General features: G+C 41.1%; 20 protein-coding genes. 4 read left to right on the forward strand and 16 right to left on the reverse strand.

Annotation, left to right across the window (positions count from 1 at the left end; genetic code table 11):
- Nucleotides 1–8: 8 nt before the first annotated feature.
- Genes CVS89_RS06870 through CVS89_RS06885 form a run of 4 tightly spaced genes read right to left on the reverse strand, consistent with a single transcriptional unit; the run spans nucleotide 9 to nucleotide 3,870 of the window.
- Nucleotides 9–236, reverse strand: coding sequence for a hypothetical protein (locus CVS89_RS06870; protein ID WP_021089755.1), 228 nt, complete (start codon nucleotides 234–236; stop codon nucleotides 9–11).
- Entirely contained in the window at nucleotides 233–1,258 is a 1,026-nt protein-coding gene (locus tag CVS89_RS06875) for a DHH family phosphoesterase (RefSeq protein ID WP_107847674.1), read from the reverse strand. The genes CVS89_RS06870 and CVS89_RS06875 overlap by 4 nt, the downstream gene beginning before the upstream one ends.
- 9 nt (nucleotides 1,259–1,267) lie before the next feature.
- Nucleotides 1,268–3,463, reverse strand: coding sequence for a flagellar biosynthesis protein FlhA (gene flhA, locus CVS89_RS06880; protein ID WP_107847673.1), 2,196 nt, complete (start codon nucleotides 3,461–3,463; stop codon nucleotides 1,268–1,270).
- A gap of 2 nt (nucleotides 3,464–3,465) precedes the next feature.
- On the reverse strand, nucleotides 3,466–3,870 hold the full coding sequence (locus tag CVS89_RS06885; RefSeq protein WP_004317794.1) for an Rrf2 family transcriptional regulator: 405 nt from the start codon (nucleotides 3,868–3,870) through the stop codon (nucleotides 3,466–3,468).
- 146 nt (nucleotides 3,871–4,016) lie between these two features.
- On the opposite strand from CVS89_RS06885, the gene rpsO reads away from it, so the two are divergent.
- A complete protein-coding gene (rpsO, locus tag CVS89_RS06890) occupies nucleotides 4,017–4,289 on the forward strand; it encodes a 30S ribosomal protein S15 (protein ID WP_004317763.1) in 273 nt (90 codons plus the stop codon).
- A 352-nt stretch (nucleotides 4,290–4,641) separates the two neighbouring features.
- A complete protein-coding gene (fdhF, locus tag CVS89_RS10195; protein ID WP_080655749.1) occupies nucleotides 4,642–6,918 on the forward strand; it encodes a formate dehydrogenase subunit alpha in 2,277 nt (758 codons plus the stop codon).
- Between the two features lie 144 nt (nucleotides 6,919–7,062).
- Here fdhF and cmoA read toward each other — a convergent pair whose 3' ends face one another.
- From cmoA to CVS89_RS06960, 12 genes are all read right to left on the reverse strand, one after another.
- Nucleotides 7,063–7,767, reverse strand: a complete 705-nt coding sequence (gene cmoA, locus CVS89_RS06905; protein ID WP_107847672.1) for a carboxy-S-adenosyl-L-methionine synthase CmoA — start codon at nucleotides 7,765–7,767, stop codon at nucleotides 7,063–7,065.
- Complete coding sequence (locus CVS89_RS06910) at nucleotides 7,764–8,657, reverse strand: bifunctional riboflavin kinase/FAD synthetase (protein WP_107847671.1); 894 nt, start codon at nucleotides 8,655–8,657, stop codon at nucleotides 7,764–7,766. Before CVS89_RS06910 ends, cmoA begins: the two co-directional genes overlap by 4 nt.
- On the reverse strand, nucleotides 8,623–9,336 hold the full coding sequence (gene tlyA, locus CVS89_RS06915) for a 23S rRNA (cytidine-2'-O)-methyltransferase TlyA (RefSeq protein ID WP_107847670.1): 714 nt from the start codon (nucleotides 9,334–9,336) through the stop codon (nucleotides 8,623–8,625). Before tlyA ends, CVS89_RS06910 begins: the two co-directional genes overlap by 35 nt.
- Nucleotides 9,326–11,269: an NAD-dependent DNA ligase LigA gene (ligA, locus tag CVS89_RS06920; RefSeq protein WP_107847669.1), complete on the reverse strand. Its 1,944-nt coding sequence runs from the start codon at nucleotides 11,267–11,269 to the stop codon at nucleotides 9,326–9,328. The genes tlyA and ligA overlap by 11 nt, the downstream gene beginning before the upstream one ends.
- A 41-nt stretch (nucleotides 11,270–11,310) precedes the next feature.
- Complete coding sequence (locus CVS89_RS06925) at nucleotides 11,311–12,171, reverse strand: NADAR family protein (protein ID WP_107847668.1); 861 nt, start codon at nucleotides 12,169–12,171, stop codon at nucleotides 11,311–11,313.
- Between the two features lie 25 nt (nucleotides 12,172–12,196).
- Nucleotides 12,197–13,336, reverse strand: coding sequence for a dihydropteroate synthase (gene folP / locus CVS89_RS06930; RefSeq protein WP_107847667.1), 1,140 nt, complete (start codon nucleotides 13,334–13,336; stop codon nucleotides 12,197–12,199).
- Nucleotides 13,333–13,953, reverse strand: coding sequence for a DNA polymerase III subunit delta' (locus tag CVS89_RS06935; protein ID WP_107847666.1), 621 nt, complete (start codon nucleotides 13,951–13,953; stop codon nucleotides 13,333–13,335). Before CVS89_RS06935 ends, folP begins: the two co-directional genes overlap by 4 nt.
- The gene (locus CVS89_RS06940) at nucleotides 13,954–14,496 is read right to left on the reverse strand and encodes a HobA family DNA replication regulator (RefSeq protein WP_035142818.1); all 543 of its coding nucleotides are present in this window, start codon (nucleotides 14,494–14,496) and stop codon (nucleotides 13,954–13,956) included.
- A complete protein-coding gene (locus CVS89_RS06945; RefSeq protein ID WP_002939482.1) occupies nucleotides 14,496–15,695 on the reverse strand; it encodes an aspartate kinase in 1,200 nt (399 codons plus the stop codon). Before CVS89_RS06945 ends, CVS89_RS06940 begins: the two co-directional genes overlap by 1 nt.
- The gene (locus CVS89_RS06950) at nucleotides 15,695–16,159 is read right to left on the reverse strand and encodes an RNA pyrophosphohydrolase (RefSeq protein WP_004317768.1); all 465 of its coding nucleotides are present in this window, start codon (nucleotides 16,157–16,159) and stop codon (nucleotides 15,695–15,697) included. Before CVS89_RS06950 ends, CVS89_RS06945 begins: the two co-directional genes overlap by 1 nt.
- Before the next feature lie 64 nt (nucleotides 16,160–16,223).
- Complete coding sequence (locus CVS89_RS06955; RefSeq protein ID WP_107847665.1) at nucleotides 16,224–17,315, reverse strand: PepSY-associated TM helix domain-containing protein; 1,092 nt, start codon at nucleotides 17,313–17,315, stop codon at nucleotides 16,224–16,226.
- 1 nt (nucleotide 17,316) lies between these two features.
- On the reverse strand, nucleotides 17,317–19,275 hold the full coding sequence (locus CVS89_RS06960; protein WP_107847664.1) for a TonB-dependent receptor domain-containing protein: 1,959 nt from the start codon (nucleotides 19,273–19,275) through the stop codon (nucleotides 17,317–17,319).
- Nucleotides 19,276–19,382: 107 nt separating this feature from the next.
- Here CVS89_RS06960 and CVS89_RS06965 point away from each other — a divergent pair, with 107 nt between their 5' ends.
- Nucleotides 19,383–20,267: a helix-turn-helix domain-containing protein gene (locus CVS89_RS06965; RefSeq protein ID WP_107847663.1), complete on the forward strand. Its 885-nt coding sequence runs from the start codon at nucleotides 19,383–19,385 to the stop codon at nucleotides 20,265–20,267.
- Nucleotides 20,268–20,321: 54 nt separating this feature from the next.
- Nucleotides 20,322–21,368, forward strand: coding sequence for a radical SAM family heme chaperone HemW (hemW, locus tag CVS89_RS06970; protein WP_107847662.1), 1,047 nt, complete (start codon nucleotides 20,322–20,324; stop codon nucleotides 21,366–21,368).
- Nucleotides 21,369–21,407 lie beyond the last annotated feature (39 nt).

The following is a 21,407-nucleotide window of genomic DNA, read 5'->3' on the forward strand; positions in this document are numbered from 1 at the left end:
TTTTCTCCTTATTTAAATAACTTTGAATGGTGTTTTTTCATATATTCAACTATCTCTATGACTTCGTCGCTACCGCTAGCGTCAGAGTTTTCTAGCGCATCGTCGATGCACTCTACATAGAGATTTGCCGCCTCTTCAAGCTTATCTTTTTTCACGCCAGCATAGTAAAACATCGCCTCAAGCACCATGCTAAGCTCGTAGCTAAGCTCCTCTACGCTTACCTCTTCTTCTTTCATATCTCCTCCTGTGTTTTTTTAGTTATTAGATCAACTATCTGTGCCTTGATCGGCTCATAGCTAAAGCCATCTTTGAAATTTGCAAACAGCCCGCCGCTAGCATTGACGTGTCCGCCGCCACCAACTAGGTGTTTTGCCATGGCGCTAACGTCTAGCTTGCCATTTGCACGAAAGCTTAGCGTTTTTTTATTTGTCACGTCGATAAAGAAGTCAAATTCAGGATTTGCCACCAAAAAATCGTTGCCGATAACAGAAACATTGCCGACATTGTAGGTTAAAATTCCTTTATGATCTTTATAGCTTATGCTAAATTTCTCTTTATTTTCACTAAGTTTTTTTACGACGTAGTTTGAGATTAGATTGCTTAGCGTATCGTCTTTATCCTCTTTGAAAAATGACTTCTTTATAGCATGCACCTGCATGTCAAGGCCTATGTAGTCGTTTTTCTCGTTAAAAAATTTGCTAGCTTCTTTTAAGATATGATCCATATAGAGGTTGTTTTCAGCTTCAAACATCACCTTATTTATCTCTTTAGCGTTTGCCACAAGCCCCAAGCAGACCTTGCCCATCTCGAAATTTTTATCATCTTTTAGCCAGATATCCACGGCATTTACGACGTCACTAAAAATTTCAAACTCCTTGTTTTTGCCAAAAATTCCCGCAAAAAAGTCGTAAGTGATCTTTGTAGCGCACCTTGAGCTATCTAAAAAGTACCATGAGTAAGCGCTCGCGCACTCGGCACCGCTTTGGTGATGATCTAGCAAAAATAGCTTTATATTTTTGCCCTCTATCATCTCCTCAAAGCTCTCGCACTGAGCCGGAGTTAAATTTAGATCGGTGATTAAAATGACGTTTTTATCATCGTTTGAGGCATCTATCTCAGATAGAATTTGAGCAAATTTATCATCTATCTCTCTGCCGTAGTTTGAGTTTAGAAATTTCACATCTTTGAAGTAAAAATTTGTTATGTATTGCGCGCCGTATCCGTCAAGATCGGTGTGTGAGAGGTGATAAATTTTCATCTTTTTCCTTTATAAATTTTCTATTTCTATGACGCCAACTGTTTCAAATGGCGTATTTGCCGAGATCTCAGCAAAGCTTAGCACCACTATATCGATGGCAAAATTTGCGCAGATATTTGCTATAAATTTGCGCAAGCTTGGCTCCACGCAAAGCACCATTTCTCCGTGTTGGCTCATTGGCCGCTTCTCTTTTTCACGCCTAAGTGCTTGCACGATAGATGATGTCTGCGCCACGTTTATCATCAGGTGATAGGCGCCGTCTTTATACTGCACCGCATCCATAAGCTTTTGCTGTGCGGCGGTGTCTAGGATGTAGAAATTTAGCTGTCCCTTTTCATCTACATAAAGCGAAGTGATGACACGCGAAAGCGCTGCACGCACGTGCTCGATGATCATGTCTAAATTTTTACTAACCTCGGCGATGTCACTAATGGCTTCAAGTATGCTAAGCAGGTCTTTGATCGGAATATTGTCTTTAAGCAGCGTTTTTAAGACCTTTTGGATCAAATTTATAGGTGCGATCCTTAACGTATCCTCGACCACTACTGGGTAGTCGATCTTTAGTTTATCTAGTAAATTTTGCGTCTCTTGGCGAGTTAGAAGCTCGGCTGCATTTTGCTTGATAAGCTCGCTCATGTGCGTTGAGATGACGCTTGCAGGATCAACTATCGTGTAGCCACTAAGTATGGCGTCCTCTTTGACGCTAGCATCGATCCAAAGAGCGTCTAGCCCAAAAGCTGGCTCCTTTGTGGGAATCCCCTCGATATCCTCGCTAACTAAACCACTATCCATCGCTAGAAATTTATCCGCATAAATTTCGCCCTGACCGATCACGATGCCTTTTAGCTTGAAGCGGTACTCGTTTGGTGGTAGTTGGAGGTTGTCGCGGATCCTTATCTTTGGCATCAAAAAGCCAAGACTTGAAGCGATATTTCGCCTCATAGCGCGAATTCTCTCTATTAGATCCACATCAGCTAGCTTTAGTAGTCCATATCCTAGGTCAAGCTCTAAAATTTCAAGCTTTAAGATGTCATTTATCTTTGTCTCTTCTTCTCTTGCGATCTCTTCGTCGCTCTTCTTTGGTGCCTTAGCAGCCCCACCACTCGCAGCTGCCGCCCCTGCCCCACTTGGCGTAGCGGCTCCAGCTTTTTTAGAAGCAGTTTTCTCTTTTGGTGCAAGGTTTAAATTTAGCCCGCCATCTTTTGTCTGCTTGATGATGTAGCCAAGCCCCAAAAATAGCAGCGCGATAAAGCCAAGAGATAGGGTTGGAAGTCCTGGCACAAGGGCAAACATAAATAGTATGAAGCCCACTATCAGCAAGGTTTTATAGTCGCCTAATAGCTGATTTAGCGTGCCTTCTGCAAAATCCTCGTCATCTTTGCTAGCCCTTGTGATGATGATAGCAGTCGCTGTTGAAGTGATAAGTCCTGGGATCTGGCTCACAAGGCCATCGCCGATAGTTAGGATCGTATAGTACTGAGCCGATGTCGCCATATCAAGGCCGTGTTGAAACGAGCCGATAGCAAAGCCGCCGATGATGTTAATTATAGTGATGATGATGCCAGCGACGGCGTCACCTTTTATAAATTTAGACGAACCATCCATCGCGCCGTAGAAATTTGCCTCGCCGATGATGGCTTGACGTCTTTCGCGCGCCGTTTTTTCATCAATCAAACCTGCGTTTAGGTCCGCATCTATCGCCATTTGCTTACCAGGCATCGCATCAAGTGTAAAACGAGCTTGCACCTCACTCACGCGGGTTGAGCCCTTTGTTACGACCATGAAATTTATGAGCACCAAGATACAAAATACGATGGTGCCGATGACAAAGTTGCCACCAACGACGAAATTTCCAAAGCTTGAGATGATCTCACTGACCGCTTCTGGGCCGTTGTGACCCTCGCTTAAGATCATACGCGTAGTTGCTATGTTTAGCGATAGGCGAAAAAGCGTGATAATGAGAATGAGCGTCGGAAACGTGCTAAGGTCAGTCGGCTTTGGCACGTAAATAGATATCAAAATAATAAGCACTGAAATCGAGATCGAAAATGCCAAGAAAAAGTCAAGCACCGCGCTTGGAAGCGGCACGATGATGATAGCAAGGATGGCAACGATGATGCCAACGATGCTAAGACTTTTAAATTTGACAATTGGCGCAAGAAACGGTGCGACAAGAGTCAAGATATTATTTTTTTGCTTTGCCAACTTTACTTCTTAACGATGTCACTTAGTTTTATCGCGTCAAGCATCTCGTCGATCTTGCCTTGAAGGCCGCTAAACATCGACCAAATTTGACAGCTTGAGGCTTTGTTTGATGGGCAACCCAGCGCTGAAGATGAGCACTCAAAGACGCTTAGTTCGCGCTTTTCGGCGCATTCGATTATCTTTTTTATGCTTAAATTTTCAGGTTCGCCGTTTAGTGCAAAACCGCCATTTGCTCCTTTAAATGACTTCAAAACTCCATCTTTTGCTAAATTTTGTAAAATTTTTGCCAGAAAACTTTTTGAAATTTTAAGCTCATTTGAGATCGTATCAACATCAACTGGCGATGATTTTTGAGATATTAAAATAAGCGAAAGTAGAGCGTATTCGCTTGCCTTTGTAAAAAGCATTTATCTTCCTTAACTCTTTAAATAGCCCTAATTTTATTAAATTTTTACTGCATTTTTCATTAATTTTTAAAAAGCGTAATTTTATCTAACTTTATGTTTTAAATGCTATAATCGCTCTTCCAAAATTCACCAATCAGGAGGTCATCATGGCTTTGGATTCGGCTAAAAAAGCTCAAATAGTTGCGAAATTCGCTAGAAAAGAGGGAGATACAGGCTCTCCAGAAGTTCAAATAGCTCTTTTAACAGCTAGAATAACTGAACTTACAGAACACCTTAAAATTTTCAAAAAAGACTTTTCATCACGTTTAGGTCTTTTGAAACTAGTTGGTCAAAGAAAAAGACTTTTAAAGTATCTTAAAAACAAAGACTACACTACATATTCAAAACTAATCTCTGAGCTTGGCTTAAGAGATAAATAATCCCACGGAGAGCGACCTGCTCTCCATTTAAATTTTCCACTATTTTAAATTTACAACTTCCTTTCATTTAAATTTCACTTTTTCGTAAATATATAAAATTAATTTAATAATTTTAGCTTCTATATCAAATTTACACAATTTACTTTTCATTTGATAAATTTTAGAAATTCATGCAAATTTAGCATATTTTTTAAATTCCTATATATTCGGCTTTTTAAATTTTATATAAAATATAACTTAAAATTAAAATTTATTTTTTAAATAAAGAATTTTTCATAAAAGATTAAGTTTTGCGCTAGTAATATTACTCAAAATAAATATGCAGAAAATGCATAATTAGAAGGAGAAAGTGATGAAAGAAGGCAAAGTCATCTGTCCTTATTGCGGGACAGGCTGTCAAGTAACCTTGCACGTGGAAAACAACGTCGTTCGTGCCGCTACTGGCGTCGAAGACAATCCAGTCAATCAAGGAAATTTATGTTTAAAAGGCTTTTATGGCTGGGACTACGTTGCAAGTCCGGACAGACTTACAAAGCCACTTATTAGAAAGAAAAATGGGGTCTTTTCAAAGGATGGTGAATTTGAAGAGGCCAGCTGGGACGAGGCACTTGACCTTGTCGTAGAAAAAATGAAAGAGGCAAAAGAGAAATACGGCCCTGACTCACTAGCAGGTAACTTCTCAGCACGCTGTACACTTGAGGACAACTACGTCGCTCAAAAGCTAATGCGCGCTGTAATTGGCACAAATAACGTCGATCACTGCGCTAGAATTTGACACGCTCCGACAGTAGCAGGACTTGCTAAAACAATCGGAAACGGAGCTGCCACAAATAGCTTTACAGAGATTGGCACTTATAGTAACTGTATATTAATGATAGGCTCAAACCCAGAAAATGGTCACCCAATCGCAGCTATGCACATCCAAAGAGCGCTAAACCGCGGTGCAAAACTGATCGTTATCGACCCTATAAAGACTGAGTTTGCAAGTAGAGCAGACATCCACTTACAACTAGAGCCAGAGCACAACATCCCTGTTATCAACGCACTTCTTTACACTATCATCGAAGAAGGCCTTGTAAATGAGGAATTTGTAAGAGATCACACAATAGGCATCGAGTATGTCAAAGAAGCTGTCAAAGACTATGCTCCAGAGGTTGTAGCTAAATACACAAGGCTAAATCCAGAGGATATCAGAGCAGCTGCTAGAATGTATGCCACCACAAAACCAGCCGTCATCACTCACGGCATGGGTGTAACTCACTTCAACCACGGTGTTGGCGGAGTTTGCGACGTATCAAATTTATTCTTGATCACTGGCAATATCTGCGAGCTTGGCACAGGCGACTTGCCGCTTAGAGGTCAAGAGAACGTTCAAGGCTGCTGCGACATGGGCGTTTTACCAAACATATTCCCAAATCTTGGCTCAGTAACCGATCCAGAGCAAAGAGCTTGGTTTGAGAAAATGTGGCACCTAGAACCTGGATTTTTAAACTCAAAGATAGGTATCCATAAAACTGAAGTGCCTGATGCAATACTTGATGGCAGAGTGCATTTCTTCTGGACTATCGGCGAAAACCCAGTCATCTCTGAGCCAAATACAAACCACTTCTTAAAAGGCATCGCAAATGTCGATTTCTACGTGGTTCAAGATCTATTTTTAACTGAGACTTCACTAAAAGCTGACGTCGTTCTCCCTGGCGTTGCAAGTAGCGAAAAAGAGGGTCTTTACACAAACGCAGAGCGCCGTGTCCAGCACAACGAAGCTGTCATCACACCTCCAGGAGATGCTAGACAAGACTGGTGGATCGTTTGCGAGATCGCACGTCGTTTGGGCGCAACTGAGGGCTTTAACTTCAACTCACCTGAAGAGATTTGGGAAGAAGTTAGAAAATGCGACCCTAGACGCTACGGCGGTATGAGCTATTATAGACTTAAAAAATATCACGGACTTCACTGGCCATGCCCAACTGAAGATGATATGGGTGGTCAAAGTCTCTATCTTGATAAGAAATTCTTTACCCCTGATGGCAAAGGTCGCTTTGTGCCATGCTTATTTGTGGATAAAGCTGATGAGATCGAGAGTGCAAAACTTGAGTTTGCTAAGAAGATGAATATGTCACCTGAGTATCCTATCATGGCTGGTTCAGTCGATGAGAAGACTGACGCTGAGTATCCGATACAGCTTTTAACTACAAGAAAAGTTTATCAATACACAGTTGGCACTATGACAAGACGCTCACGTGCCATCGAAGAGGGCGGAGATAGCATCGGACCTATCGCTGAGATGAGCCCAGCGCTTGCAGAGAGATACGGACTAAAACAAGGCGACTTTATCAAAGCTTGGAGTAGATACGGCTACATCGTCGTAAAAGCTGAAGTAACAGACATCGTGCCTGATGGCATAATTCAGATGACTTTCCACTACTGGGAGAGCTCTTGCAACGAGCTAACAAGCAGCGGTTGGGACTACATCAGTAAGACTCCGACATTTAAAGCAGCTATCCAGATCAAAAAGATCGATGAAGAGGAATTTTTACGAGTTCGCGAGCTAAAACGCGAGAAATTCCAAACTTCAAAGATCATCTACGATGACTTCCACCACCACGGAAATGCAGCGATAAATGAGTAAATTTAGCGGGTAACTCCCGCTAAATTTCTTTACTATTAAATTTCATTATCCAAAAATGCTGACATTGCAAAGCAAAATCTAAATTTTAAATTCAATGTTTATGATTAAATTTTATATTTAAATACAAAAGCAGATATTTTAAATTTACTTAAACGCCAAAAAGCTCATGAAATTTCCCCATTTAAACGTGCTCTCGACACGCTTAAAGCCAGCATTTAGGGCTAAGTTTCTATTTTCTTCTTCAGTGTATGGCACCAGCACATTTTCAAGCGCCTCTCTTTTTTGGGCGATCTCGTAGCGTGAGTAGCCTTGCGCCTGCTTGTAGTCCTCGTAAATTTCTATGACGCTTTTAGTAAGCTTTTTATCTTCAAAGATGATCTTTTCACTAAATAAAAAGACGCCATTTTCATTTAGTCCGTTACAAATTTTTTGCACAAGATCAGCCCTTTTTGGCGGTCTGATAAACTGCAAAGTGTAGTTTGCCAAAACAGCGTCAAAGCCCTCTAGCTCGCACTCTAAGATGTCATCTAAGATAAATTCAATATCAGCCCCATAAGCCTTTGCCTTGTTTTTTGCATTTGCAAGCATCGCCTCAGAGTTATCCACGCCGCTTAGCACGAGGTCGTTTCTTAGGTTGTTTAGCAAAAGTAGGCTATTTGCCGTAGAGCAGCCGAGGTCGCACACTTTTGCTGATTTTGGCAAAATTTTAGCAAGCAACTTTGCATTTAAATTTGAACTAACGTCGTAAAATGGCACTGAACGCGAGATCATATCATCAAAAACGCTCGCCACAAAGTCATCAAATTCAAACTGCTTGTTTATAGGCTCTTTAAAAATTTCATCTCTCATATACCAGCTCCGTATCCATCAAAGTATCTCATCGTCTCTCCAAAAAAGAGATCGCACACGCCCACACACTGCCTAGCCTCGTTTATATCGCGTTTTATCTGCTCTTTTAGCTCGCTAAGATTATTAAATTTCTTATTATCGCGCAAACGTTTTATGAAGCAAACGGCAACGTGCTTCGTCACCTTTGGCGCGACCTCGTCTAGGATGTGCGTCTCGACGCTAAAATTTCCATCCGTACTAAGCCTGTTGCCTATAAAAGTGACCGAGCCATAGGTGTATGAACCCATCCTCGTTCTTGTCGCATAGACGCCCTCGCGCGGCAAAAGATAACTTTTTATATCTAAATTTAGCGTAGCAACCAGCTCTTTTGCGCCGATACCCTGCCCTTTTATCACGTTGCCCTCGATCGAGTACTCCCTGCCTATTAGCCTGTTTGCCTCATCGATGTTGCCTTGGCGTATCAGCTCTCTGATTGATGAGCTATGCACACCCATGCCGTCATAGCAAACCTCATCAACGACGACTACCCCGCCATCAAAAATCCTTTTCAAATCGTGTTTGTCCCACGCTCTGTTTCTGCCAAATCTAAAATCAAATCCAACAACGATCTTTTTTAAATTTTTAAAATCCCTCTTCAAAAGTGCGATAAATTCCTCGCCGCTAAGCCCTTTTATACTCTCAAAATCATACAAGAAGCAAGGATAGTTTGAGTACTCGGCTCGCTTTAGCTTTGGCGTGATGTTTGCCTTATTTTTATCGATGACGACAAGCCCGCCAAACTCGCCAAGCTGTTTTAGAAGTTGCTTGTGCCCCCTATGCACGCCGTCAAAGTGCCCGATCGCAACGGCAGTGATGTTATCTTTTGTTAAAAGCGTAGAAAAATTCGGCATTTCCTTCCTTTCCCTTGACTTCGCACTCTTTGCAAGCTATCAGTTCAAATTTCAAGCTGCTTGCTAGCACTTCAAAGCGCTTCATCGCTAAATTTACAGCCTTAGTGTCGGTGACAACGCCTTTTTTGTTGCGTTTTACGCCAACGCCCACTTCAAACTGCGGTTTAAAAAGCGTTATGATGAGCGAATTTTCGCTTGCTAGCTCGCAAATTGCAGGTAAAATTTCAGCCAAAGAGATAAAGCTCACGTCGCAGGTTATTAGATCAAATTTATTTTGATGCGTTTTAGCAAACTCCCTGACATCAGTTTTCTCATAAATTTTCACTCGCTCATCGCTTCTTAGGCTAGCATCTAGCTGATCAGTGCCCACATCGACGCCAGTCACGCTCTTTACGCCACGCTCAAGCAAAATTTGCATAAAGCCGCCAGTTGAGCTGCCGATATCAAGTGCGTTTTTGTCAGCTAGGTCAAATTTCATCGCCTCCAAAAAGCTTTTTAGCTTAAGCGCGCCTCGCCCAACGTAAATTTCATCAAGTAGCGAAATTTTAGCCTCGCTAACCTCGCTTGAAACCTTGGTGCAAATTTCGCCATTTGTTAGCACTTTGCCTGATTTTATTAGCTCGCTAGCCTTGTTTCTACTTATATTTAAAACGCTTGCGACGTAGTTATCAAACCTCAAGTTTTAACCTCTCATATTCGCTCTCGTCGATCACCAGCACGCCTAGCTCGTTTGCTTTTTCTAGCTTACTGCCAGCCTCCTCGCCAGCTAGGACAAAGTCCGTTTTTTTAGAAACTGAGCCAGAAACCTTTGCACCAAAACTCTCAAGCTCAGCCTTTATCTCATCTCTTGGGCGACTTAGCGTGCCAGTTATAACGACCGTCTTGCCACTTAGCGCATTTGAGATGCTCTGCACCTGCGTCACGCTTGGTTGCACGATCTGACTAAGAGCTAAAATTTCATCTCTATTTACCTCGGCAAAGTCGGTTAAGCTATTTGCCATCTCCGCGCCAAAGCCCTCAAGCGAGACAAGCTCAGCAAAACTAGCATCAAGCCAGCCCAGCCCAAAGCTACTTGCTAGCTTTTTAGCCGCCACCTCGCCTATGTGCTCGCAGCCAAGACCCGTGATAAAGCGCGATAGCTCCGCTCCTTTGCTAGCTTCGATCGCATTTAAAAGGTTATTTACCTTTTTCTCTTTAAAGCCCTCAAGTGCCATAAGATCATCAAATTTAAGGCTGTAGATATCTTTTATGCAAGCGATCAGCCCCTTGTCAAACAGCAAATTTACGATCGCATCGCCAAGACCGTCTATATTTAGGCATTTTTTCGATGCGTAGTGAATTATTGAGCCCACCACTCTTGCCCTGCAGCTTAAATTTTGACACTTTACAAAGACCCCTTCATCAAGCAGGTGTGAGCCGCAAACTGGGCAAAATTTAGGCCTATCAATCGCTTGCTCGCTGCCATCTCTCCTATCTTTAAAGACCTTTGTGATCTTTGGTATCACATCTCCTGAGCGGATGATGCCGATGTAGTCGTTTTTCATGACGCCAAGGCGCTCTATCTCGTCAAAGTTATGAAGGGTGGCGGATTTTACATTTGCGCCATCTATATTTACCTCATCAAGCACGCCAACAGGCGTTACTACGCCGCTTCTGCCAACTTGAAGCGCGACATCTCTTAGCCTAGTCACCTTTTCAATGGCTGGAAATTTAAACGCCACCATAAATTTTGGAAATTTGACCGTGTAGCCTAGCTCTTCACAGCGTGCAAGATCATTTACTCGTATCACCATGCCATCCATCATCACGCTTTTTGCCTCGCGGCTAGCTAGTAGCTCGTTATAAGCAGCCTCAAGCTCATCTTTTTTTAAAATTTTGAAAAATTCATCCCTCTCAAAGCCAAGATCACGCACAAATTTCATCACCTCGCTGTGATCTTTTAGCCCAAGACTCTGCTCGCCCACGCCCCAAGGTATGAAAAGTAGCTTTCTTTTAGCAGTAATCGCGCTATCAAGCTGTCTTAGACTGCCAGCGGCTGCATTTCTAGGGTTTGAAAGTGGCGCCTCGCCCTCTTTTGCGCGCTCTGCGTTTAGTAGTTCAAAGTCATCTTTTCTTATGACGACTTCGCCCCTGATTTCGATTAGCCCTTTGTAGCTAATGCTCTTTGGCACCGAGCTAATAGTCCTTGCATTTTGCGTCACGTCCTCGCCTGTAATGCCATCGCCTCTTGTTATCGCTCTTACTAAAACGCCATTTTCGTAGAGTAAATTTAGGCTCGCTCCGTCAAATTTTGGCTCAGCGACAAAGGTCAAATTTTCCTTCTCGCCGCGTTTTAGCCACGCATCAAGTTCGCCAAGGCTAAAGATATCCTCCATGCTCCACATGCGCTTTATGTGGCTTGCCTTGCTAAAGCCCTCTTTTACGCCTCCGCCCACTCGCTTAGTCGGCGAAAATAGCGAAATTTCACTTGGGTTTGCCTGTTCAAAAGCCAAAACCGCGTGATATAGCGCGTCATACTCCTCGTCGCTTGCAAGTGGCTCGTCCTCGTCGTAGTAGGCCTTTGCCCACGCATTTAGCGTATCTATCGCTCGTTCGTACTCTTGTTTTGTCATTTTCGCTCCAAATTTACACCGCATTTTATCTTAAACATACTTTATAAATGATCCAAATTTAGCTCATTTTCATCGCATAAATGGACGTTTTTATAGACATTAGCTATCTCGTCTCTAGCCCTCATCAACGAAAAGCCGAGCAAATTTTGCCCACGCCACTTCATAGGATTGTGCGCATTTTCATCGCTTGCGCTCATTCCTATGCCCCAAATTTTATCAACAGGGCTTGCCTCAACCAAAATTTTATCCTTTGTCGAGAGCAAAAACTCTCGCAGCTTGGCATTTTGGCTAAATTTTAAATAGCTCGCATTTAACACAACGCTAAATTTTATCTCGTCCCAGACCTTAGCGTCAAAGCCACGCACCTGCCTACCAAGCGCCTTCATCTGCGCTGGATCTTTGGCAGATAAAATTTGCTCCAACGCCTCTTTATCGCCAAAACACTCAGCCTTTTTAGCCATCATATATTGCTCGGCACAAACGTAATGAACCTCATCTTGCCAAAAGCTAGCAGCGTACCACTGGCTTAGACAGCTAGCACTTATGCCTGCACTCTTTTGATGACCCCAAAAAAATAGAAATTTATCCGCCTTGCCAGCGTTGTAGCGCTTTTTTAGCCACGCTAGATCATATCTTGGCTCACGCTCCCAAAGATCTAGCACGAAATCATTATAAGTAAAAAGCGTGTTCTCATCACCACTAAGCCTCTCATTCCAGTAGCCACGCCACGTCGCAGGCTCAGCAAAGAGTTGCTGATACTCGCTACGTTCATCTTGGCTGAGTGTTTTTAGCCAGTCATTAAATTTAAACCTATAATCCTCGCCAGCGCCCATCCTCCAGCCGATGGAAAATGGATCTATACTTGGAAATTTGATCCAAGGCGGCGGCAATAAATTTTTCATCTAGCCTCTTTTTTAGCCAAGCGCCCTACCAAAGCGTGGCTTGGCTCATCGCCTCGTGCATATTAAAAAGCTGTCTGTGCTCGGCCACATCGTGCGTCCTAATGATTTGCGCGCCATTTTCGAAGGCTTTTAAGTGCAGATAAAGCGAGCCTGACAAGCGCTCCTTAACCTCGCTTGGATAATAGTGATTTATGACTGATTTGCGGCTAGCGCCGACTAGCAACGGGCAGTCAAATTTCAAAAAATGCTCCAAATGCTTAATAAGCAGTAAATTTTGCTCAGCAGTTTTGCCAAAGCCGATGCCAACGTCAAGCACTATCTTTTTAGCGCCAAGCTCCCTTGCTAGGGCAATCTTTTGCTCAAAAAAGTCTGAAATTTCGCCGATTAAGTCGTTATACTTTGGCGCAATCTGCATGGTAGCTGGATCTCCTTGCATATGCATCATGCAAAACTGGGCATCGTATCTTGCAGCAAGCGGGGCTAAATTTGCGTTTGCCGTGATGTCATTTATCATCTTAAAGCCGTGGTTTAGCGCAAATTCTAAGCAATACTCATCAAAGCTATCAAGGCTAAATTTTGCCTTTTCGTGTAAATTTAGCTTGTAAATTTCCTCCACGATATCTTTTATGCGCCTAAACTCCTCCTCGCATCCGCAATACTCGCTCCCTGGCCTTGAGCTAACGCCGCCAAGATCGATGTAGTCAGCACCTGCTTCGATCATCGCTTCGATTTTAGCTATGCCATTTTGCGTATTTATGCGGCTTTGCTCGTTAAAACTATCTGAATTTATATTTGCAACGCCCATTATAAGAGGCTTTGTGGGCTTTATAAATTTAGTCTCTAAAAAACCTGCAAGCTTTTTAAGCCCAAAGTCTTGTAGCTTCTCTTTTTTAGCTAGTTGTTTAAGCTGTGCATTTGTCGCCATTAGCAAGGCTTTATTTAGACTCTCGCGACCTAAAATCGTATCATTATGCGTAACTAGCTCGGCGCCAACACTTAGTGCGTCTTGCTTTAGGATATTTGCCGCTGGGGTCTTTATCTCGTCAATGAAGATAAAATTTATTTCGCTCTTTTCTTGCATGAGCTTCGCACCAGCCGGACTTGGCGAGATGGCCTTGCAAATTTGATCAAAGTCGCTTTTGTTATTTATCTTATAAAATTTCAACGTCGTCCTTTCTCAAATATAGTAAGCAAGAGTGGCGTTAAAACGGCGTGAGACTTGGCGTTTAGATCGGCAAGCTTGATGAGCGAGAAAAAATACTCCATATCCTCGCCACTAAATTTATACCCGCTATCAACCGCCTTTGTCACGATGGCTCCGACAAGCTCTTTTAGCTCGTTTTTGCCAAATTTTTGCGCCTGCTCCTCTGCTATCTTTTGATCGATAAAGCTTGTTAGCTCTTTTAGGCTGAGCGATTTTAAATTTAGCTCCACACTCATTTTTGGCTTTTTGGTGAGCTTATTTTCTATAAGCATCCTCGATCTTATCGTTGGTAGAAGCAAATTTTTACTCTGCGTTACTATTATAAATTTAATGTTTCTTGGGGGCTCTTCGATGATCTTTAAAAGTGCGTTTTGAGCCTCGGTGCGAAAAGACTTCGCCTCTATGACTAAAATTTTCTCATCTTTTTCGGCGATATAGGCTTCGGCGATGACCTCTTTTGCATTTTCTAGCAAAAAATCATCGCTTATAAAAAATCTTAGATTATTTACGCCAAACTCGGCTTCAAGCTTGGCTTTTAAATTTTCAAAATCGCTTGTTATGACGATTTTATTAAGCATTTAGAGTATCACCTTTGCAAACAGTGCTGCATCGATACTCTTGTCAAAAAGCTTGCAAAGACTTATCAGTTTTATATCCAAATTTTCATCGCTTGAGCTTAGCGTGAAGCTATTTTGCGCCTGCTCATCAAAGAGCCACATATAGCTGTTCTCGTCACTTTTAGCCAAATTTGCACATTTATCAAGGCTCTTTCCGATATAAAAAAATAAGTAGCCATTTGGGAAAGCAAGACTTAGCATATCTTTCAAAAGCTGTTTTTGTTCATTTGTCTCTATCTCATCAAGCGACGGATAGAGTGATCTTAGACTAAAAAATGGCAAAAAAGGTCTAATGCTTTTTGAACTATTCATCTTTCTTAGAAGATAAATTTCAAACCACTTCCGCTCTTCATCGCTTACTGTTATAAACGCCCTTCCTTCGAGCAAAAATTTAAGCCTAGAAGCAAGCAGAGGTGTCCACTCTACGCGCCTTTCCTCCATCCAGCTCATCAAAGGACCCTCATCGCGAATAGCTTTAAGCGTCCATTGGATAAAATCTTGCATTATTTATCTAACTTATACGCATCGTGAAGCACGCGAACCGCGAGCTCGCCATATTTTTGATCGACGATCATTGAAATTTTTATCTCGCTTGTTGAGATCATCTGGATATTTATCCCCTCTTTTGCAAGCGTCTCAAATGCTAGACATGCTACGCCGCTGTGGCTCTTCATGCCTACGCCAATAACTGAGACTTTCACGATCGCATCGTCATACTCGACATGTTTTGCAGCTGAGAGCTTTTGCATAGTCTCTTTTGCTAGGTCAAGCTCGTTTTGTGGCACTGTAAAGCCTAAATTTGTCGTGCCATCGTGTCCTACGTTTTGGATGATCATATCTACATTTATATTTTGATGAGCTAGAGCTGTGAAAATTTCAGCTGCGATGCCAGGCTTATCGACTACGCCTCTTAAAGTTACTCTTGCTTGATTTTTATCTAATGCTATACCGCTTACTAAAACCGCTTCCATATTATCTTCCTTTGCTATTAATGTACCTTCGTTGTGGTTAAAACTGCTTCTTGTGATTAGTTTGACATTTAGTTTTTTTGCTAGCTCGACTGAGCGATTTTGAAGCACTTTTGCCCCAGCAGAGGCAAGCTCAAGCATCTCGTCATAGCTTATCTTTTCTAGTTTTTTTGCCTTTTTTTCTATCCTTGGATCAGTTGTATAAACGCCATCAACGTCGGTAAAAATTTCACACAGATCAGCTTCGAGCGCGCCAGCTAATGCAACCGCACTAAGGTCACTTCCGCCCCTACCAAGCGTCGTGATATCACCTTTATCGTCTATGCCTTGAAAGCCTGCTACTACAACGATCCTGCCAGCTTTTAGCTCAGCTTTTAGCCTAGTGGTGTCTATCTTTTCTATCCTAGCTTTTGTGTGAATTTCATCTGTTATTATCCCAGCCATTGCGCCAGTTAGTCCTACGCACGCATAGCCTTTTGCATTAAGCGCAATCGTCAAAAGTGCGGTGGTTACTTGCTCTCCAGAGCTTAAAAGCATATCAGTAGCAACGCCGTCTGGGTGCTTTGAGAAATACTCACTATATTCTACCAATTGATTTGTAACTCCACTCATCGCAGAAACTACCACAACCACGTCTGCGCCGCTGTTTTTAGTCTCTATGACCCTGTTTGCCACAGCTTCGATGCGCTCAAGCGTGCCTACGCTAGTTCCGCCAAATTTTTGAACGATTAACATCAAAAATATCCTTTCTCTTTAAAATAACTCAAAACTTTGTCATAAATAGGCTTTTTGAAGTGGTTTATCCCTTCTAAAGCCTTGTTGATATCTACAAATTTATACTCGCTAAACTCTGGATGCTCAGTCTTTAAATTTATACTCGCACCATTTTTAAGCCTAACTAAAAAGTACTTTTGCGTCTGCCCATCAAATGGGTAAAATTTCTTTGACGCATTTGCTGGAAAGTCGTAGCTAAGCCACTCAGGATACTCTTCTAAGAAGTCAAATTTATCAGTTCCGATCTCCTCTTTGAGCTCCCTTTTTAGTGCCTGCTTTGGGCTTTCGCCTTCATCTATACCACCTTGAGGAAACTGCCAGATATCGTCCATATCAACCCTTTTTGCGACTAAAATTTCGCATTTGAAAGGGTAAGAGCTAGACAAAATGACAGCTGCTACATTTGGTCTATATTTTTTTTGCATGTTTTTTCCAAAAAATTTATTTGAGATGATAACGAAAAAGAGTTAAGAGATAGATAAATAAGAGTTAGTTTTTACACCGTTTGTAATAAATCGCACCTCCACTAAAAAGTAGCAAAACCACACCGCATGATGCTAGACAAAATATAAATTTACCAAGCTCACCAAAGATATATCCAGCGTGCAGATCAATCATAAATTTATAAATTTCAAATGACTTTGGCATGGCATTTTTTGAAATTTGCTCGCTTTTAGTATCTACTAAAAGCCTAACGCCATCTCTCTCACTAGCCCCCTTTGGCAGGTAAAAGAGCATAAATTTGACGCCGCCGCTATTTGCTATAAAATTTAAAGCCTCAAACTCACCGCCAAATTTAGAGATGAAAATTTCATACGCTTTTTTAAGGTTTGCCACCTTTTGCTCATCGCTTAAACTAAAGCCATTTTTGTTTGTAAAATTTGGCTTTTTAAAGACCTTCTCCTCGCCATAAATTTGATTTATAACTTTAGCAAAGCTCTCATAAGAAAAGTAAAGCCCACTAATGCAAATCACACTTAAAATAACGCCAAGATAGATACCTAAAAAGCCGTGTAGCGAATACAAAAACGCAAATTTCTTTGCTTTTAAATTTAGTTTAAATGCCTCCCCTACCCTGCTTCTAAACCTCCAAAAATATATCGCCGCCCCGCTTATCAAGATAAACAGCAGTGCAAGCGTAGAGAGTGCCACTAGCTCGCTTGCAAATTTACTCAAATTTTCATTTTTAAAAAGAGAGAGGGCTAAGTTTTTATGCAAATTTAAAACCAGCCCTATAAATTTCTCCGCCTTGTTAATGCCAGAAATTTCTCCAGTGTAAGGATCTATAAAAAACGACTCAAACTCGCCATTTTCACTAGTTCCGCTTATGACGTAAGCCTTGTTTGCCTCTGCTCTTATCTTTAGGTAGCTAAGATTAAAATTTGGCTCACTTTTGCTAAAAATTTTTAAAATTTCATCTATCTCTAAAGGCTTTTTGCCAGCCACGACCTCATCTTTGCTAAAGATATCAATTATCTCATCGTGATACGAGATGATCGCTCCACTAATGCTAAGCACAAGAAGCGGCAAGGCAAAGATAAAAGCCAAGATAAGATGAAATTTCTTTAAAATTTTTATCATTTTAAAACTTTAGATTAAACCCAAGTTCGATCTTTTGTCCGTCAGCTATCAAGATGTCGTATCTGCCAGATCTTGTCGTAAAGTACTCATTAAAGAGGTTATAAACGCTTAGATTTAGGCTGAAATTTTTAGTTACGTTGTAGTTTATGCCAAGATCAGCGATCACGTAAGGTCTGATGTCATCATCGTAGCTAAGTGAGTCTTTGCTCCTGCCATAATAATTTATCTGAGACCAGAAATTTAGCCATCTGTTTAGCTCGTAGTTTGCTCCAAATTTAAATGTATGAAGCGGATAGTTGTTTAAGCTTTTGCCGATCTCCGCTCCATCTTTTTGCTTTGATCTTGTATAAACATAGCTTTGATTTAGCCTAAGAGCATTTGTGACTTGCCACTCATTTGTTAGTTCAACTCCGTAAATTTCAGCCTTGCCGACATTTACACTCTCCCAAATCCCACGGCGATAAATTTTGCCTTTATGCGTGCAAGGGTTGCCAGGTCTTGGAGTGCAGATACGCTCTGTGCCTAGCATATCTTTAAAGCTTGTGTAAAAGCCAGTTAGCGACGCTTCAAAGCCTTCATTGTCGTTATAAACGCCGCCAAATTCATAGCTCACGCTTGTCTCTGGCTTGAGATCACTTCTACCAAGCTGTGCTCCAAGCCCTCCAGCAAACGGCATAGCAAGATCTTGCGTGCGTTGCTTGATATCAGGTGTCGCGTATCCTGTGCTAACTCCACCTTTTAGGGCAAAAAAGTCATTGAAGCTATAGATGCCATAAATTCTTGGCGAAACATGCGAGCCATAGTTCTCATCGTAGTTGTAACGAACCCCAGCGCTTAAGATAAAGTCTTTTGTAAGGTGATAATCATCCTCGCCGTAAAGCGAAACGTCATATCTTTTTACATTTGCAGCGTCTGCGGTGGTTGCCTTTTCATCAAGCTTTTCTTTTTTGGCGTTTAGTCCTAAAGTAAAGGCGTTATTATCAGTAAAATATGAGCCTTTTGTGTCAAAATTTAGTGTTTTTAGCGTCAAATTTTGTTGTGCGATCTCTTTTATCTTGCCGTAAGAGAGGTAGCTTTGAAGCAAGATATCATCAAGCCTTGCTTCGTGGCTTAAATTTATCATATCGCCTTTTATACGCTCAAGATCTACTGAGCTATTATTTGTGCCAGAGGCTAAAGTTTTACCTTTGCTTCTTTTATACTTCACGTCGCTTCTTGCAAGCTCAAGCGTGATGTCGTTATTTTCATTTGGTCTAAAAAAGAGCTTCGTGCCAAAATTTCTATCCTTTTGCTCTCTATTTGCGTATGAGATTTTATCCTCTGACTTGTTTAAATTTTTACCATAAACTGAGATACTTAAAAGATCGTCTATTAGCCCAGAGTGCAGATAGAGGCTGTTGTAAAACTCTCCGCTTATGTTTTTATTTCTTGCAAATTTATAGCTTGAGCCAAGATTTGCATGAAAGTCGTTGCTAAACTCGTCTGTTATAATATTTATCACACCGCCCAACGCGTCACTGCCATAAAGCGAGCTCATAGGACCTCGTATCACTTCGATACGGCTTATCGCACTTGCTGGCGGGATGAAGCTGTATGAGCCTCCAACGCTTCTTAGCCCCTTGTAAGCGTTATCTCCTGGCACTGGTATGCCATTTACTAAGATCTTTGTATATCTTTGCGAAAGACCTCTTATGGAGATGCCTCGCCTATTTGCCGCACCAAGTGTCGCTCCAAAAAGACTTGGCACGTCTTTAACCATGCTCTCAACGTCCTTGTGATTTCTCTTTTCTAGCGCATCTTGAGTGATGACGCTAAGCGTTGCAGGGGCGTCTTTTATATTTTGCTCAAAACCAGTTGCGCTCACTACTTTGACCTCTGGCAAGAGCTTATCTTCATTTGCAAAAAGCGGTAAATTTATAAAAACTGCCGCACAAATAGAAATTTTTAATAGACTTCTCACAAAAAACTCCTTATTAAAATTTAAATCACATTTTACTAAAATTAAATAATCGTTATCAATATCAGACATAACGCTAGAGGGATTAAATTTAACGCTCAAGGGATAAAATGATAAATTTAGATAAAAGATATGGCATAAGTAAAATCTCACAAAACAACAAGCGGATAAATGTAGAATTTTTTAAACAAAATAATGGCATCAGCTACCTAAAAAGCGAGATTTTATGCAACGAAATCATCAAAAGAGAGAGCGAGGGAGATAAAAAATATCTATTTTTGATGTTTAACGAAGCAAAAGATAATCTTTGCTTCAAGCTTGATAAAAAAGAGTATCTTTTAAGCAGGGATGAGTTTTGCGTAGGGCTAGTAAATGATAGCTTAAAAGGTGTTTTTGAATATCAAAATAAATTTTATAAAACCAAAACCTTGCTTTTTGAAGAGCAGTACGCAAATAAGCTTGAAATTTTTAGTGAGCTAAAATTTGAAGAGAAATTTGATCTTATAAAATACAAAAAAGATAAGGCTCAAATTTGCGTTTTAAACGAGCTTGAGACGACAAATTTATATGATGGCACGATGAGAGAGATCTTTATAGAGTCAAAAATTTTAGAGCTTATCTACAAGAGCAAAGCTTTAAAAGATGAGAAAATTTATTTTAGCAGTGACGAAGAAAAAGTGCTTTTAAAGGCTAAGAAAATCTTACTTACTCGCATGCAAAATCCCCCAAGTATCAAAGAGTTAGCGCATCTTTGCGGCACTAATGACTTTTGGCTTAAGAAAAATTTTAAACTCTTTTTCAAAGATACGATCTATCAGCTTTTAGCAAAAGAGCGGCTAAAGCTTGCATATACTCTTTTAAAGCAAAATGATATCAGCATAAAAGAGGCTGCTAGTATCGTTGGCTACACAAATGCAGCTCATTTTGCAAAAATTTTTAAAGGCACTTTTGGCTTTTTACCAAGCGAGCTAATAAGGCAAAAAAGCTACTTTTAAACTGCTCTAAATGCCAAATTTCTTATAATCGCCAAAATTTAAAAAGAGAGAAATTTGCAAGTTTATATCCACGTGCCATTTTGCGAGAGCAAGTGTCCTTACTGTGCCTTTGGCTCAAGCGATGACGAGTTTAAGAAGGTTAGCGCATATTTTAAAGCGCTTTGCCTTGATCTAAATTTTCAGCTAAAAAGCCAAAATGTAAAAGAAATTTCAACCATATTTTTTGGTGGCGGCACACCAAGCGCGGTAAATGGCAAATTTTATGATGAAATTTTTAGCATTTTAGCTCCACTTTGCACGCCTAAAACTGAGATCACATTTGAGGCAAATCCAAATTCTGCAAATTTAGCTTGGCTAAAGCATGTAAAAAATTTAGGCGCAAACCGCATAAGCTTTGGCGCGCAAAGCTTTTTTGAAGATAAGCTTAAATTTCTAGGGCGCATCCACAGCAAGGAGCAAATTTTTAAAGCAGTTGAAAATGCCTATGCAGCTGGCTTTAAAAATATAAATTTAGACCTCATCTATGACACTAAATTTGATACCAAAAAGCGCCTTTTGGCTGAGGTTGAAAATTTAAAAAGCCTTGCTATCACGCATCTAAGCGCCTACTCGCTCACACTTGAAGAAAACACCCCATTTGCTGGCAAAAAAAGCTATAAAAAGGATAGCGACACTTTGGCTAAATTTATGATAGGGCAGACCCAGAGGGCTGGCTTTAGGCAGTATGAAATTTCAAATTTTGGAGAAATTTGCAGGCACAATCTTGGCTACTGGCAGGGCAAAAACTACCTTGGCGTGGGGGCTTTTAGCGTGGGCTTTGTGGATGACACCAGATACTACGCAAAAAGTAGCATAGACGCCTATATCACGCAGCCAACGCATAGAGAAAGAGAGATTTTAAGCCAAAGCGAGCTAGTAAGAGAGCATATATTTTTAGGGCTTAGAAGCATTGTGGGCGTGGAGGCTGGGCGCTTAAATGAGGCTCAGAAAAAAAGGGCAAATTTACTTGTAGAAAATGAAAAACTGCTCTTTAAAAATGGCAAATTTTACAACCCAAATTTCTTGTTAAGCGACGAGATCGCACTCTTTATCGAGGGCTAAATTTATAAAAATTTGAGCAAAGTCAAGATAAAATACAAA

The sequence above is a fragment of the Campylobacter concisus genome, assembly GCF_003048615.2.
In the GTDB taxonomy this organism is placed as follows: Bacteria; Campylobacterota; Campylobacteria; order Campylobacterales; family Campylobacteraceae; genus Campylobacter_A; species Campylobacter_A concisus_C.

Coding starts and splice junctions, on each gene's coding strand:
- CVS89_RS06870 (WP_021089755.1), bottom strand. CDS start 236: ATGAAAGAAGAAGAGGTAAGCGTAGAGGAGCTTAGCTACGAGCTTAGC.
- CVS89_RS06875 (WP_107847674.1), bottom strand. CDS start 1,258: ATGAAAATTTATCACCTCTCACACACCGATCTTGACGGATACGGCGCG.
- CVS89_RS06885 (WP_004317794.1), bottom strand. CDS start 3,870: ATGCTTTTTACAAAGGCAAGCGAATACGCTCTACTTTCGCTTATTTTA.
- rpsO (WP_004317763.1), top strand. CDS start 4,017: ATGGCTTTGGATTCGGCTAAAAAAGCTCAAATAGTTGCGAAATTCGCT.
- cmoA (WP_107847672.1), bottom strand. CDS start 7,767: ATGAGAGATGAAATTTTTAAAGAGCCTATAAACAAGCAGTTTGAATTT.
- CVS89_RS06910 (WP_107847671.1), bottom strand. CDS start 8,657: ATGCCGAATTTTTCTACGCTTTTAACAAAAGATAACATCACTGCCGTT.
- ligA (WP_107847669.1), bottom strand. CDS start 11,269: ATGACAAAACAAGAGTACGAACGAGCGATAGATACGCTAAATGCGTGG.
- CVS89_RS06925 (WP_107847668.1), bottom strand. CDS start 12,171: ATGAAAAATTTATTGCCGCCGCCTTGGATCAAATTTCCAAGTATAGAT.
- CVS89_RS06935 (WP_107847666.1), bottom strand. CDS start 13,953: ATGCTTAATAAAATCGTCATAACAAGCGATTTTGAAAATTTAAAAGCC.
- CVS89_RS06940 (WP_035142818.1), bottom strand. CDS start 14,496: ATGCAAGATTTTATCCAATGGACGCTTAAAGCTATTCGCGATGAGGGT.
- CVS89_RS06945 (WP_002939482.1), bottom strand. CDS start 15,695: ATGTTAATCGTTCAAAAATTTGGCGGAACTAGCGTAGGCACGCTTGAG.
- CVS89_RS06950 (WP_004317768.1), bottom strand. CDS start 16,159: ATGCAAAAAAAATATAGACCAAATGTAGCAGCTGTCATTTTGTCTAGC.
- CVS89_RS06955 (WP_107847665.1), bottom strand. CDS start 17,315: ATGATAAAAATTTTAAAGAAATTTCATCTTATCTTGGCTTTTATCTTT.
- CVS89_RS06965 (WP_107847663.1), top strand. CDS start 19,383: ATGATAAATTTAGATAAAAGATATGGCATAAGTAAAATCTCACAAAAC.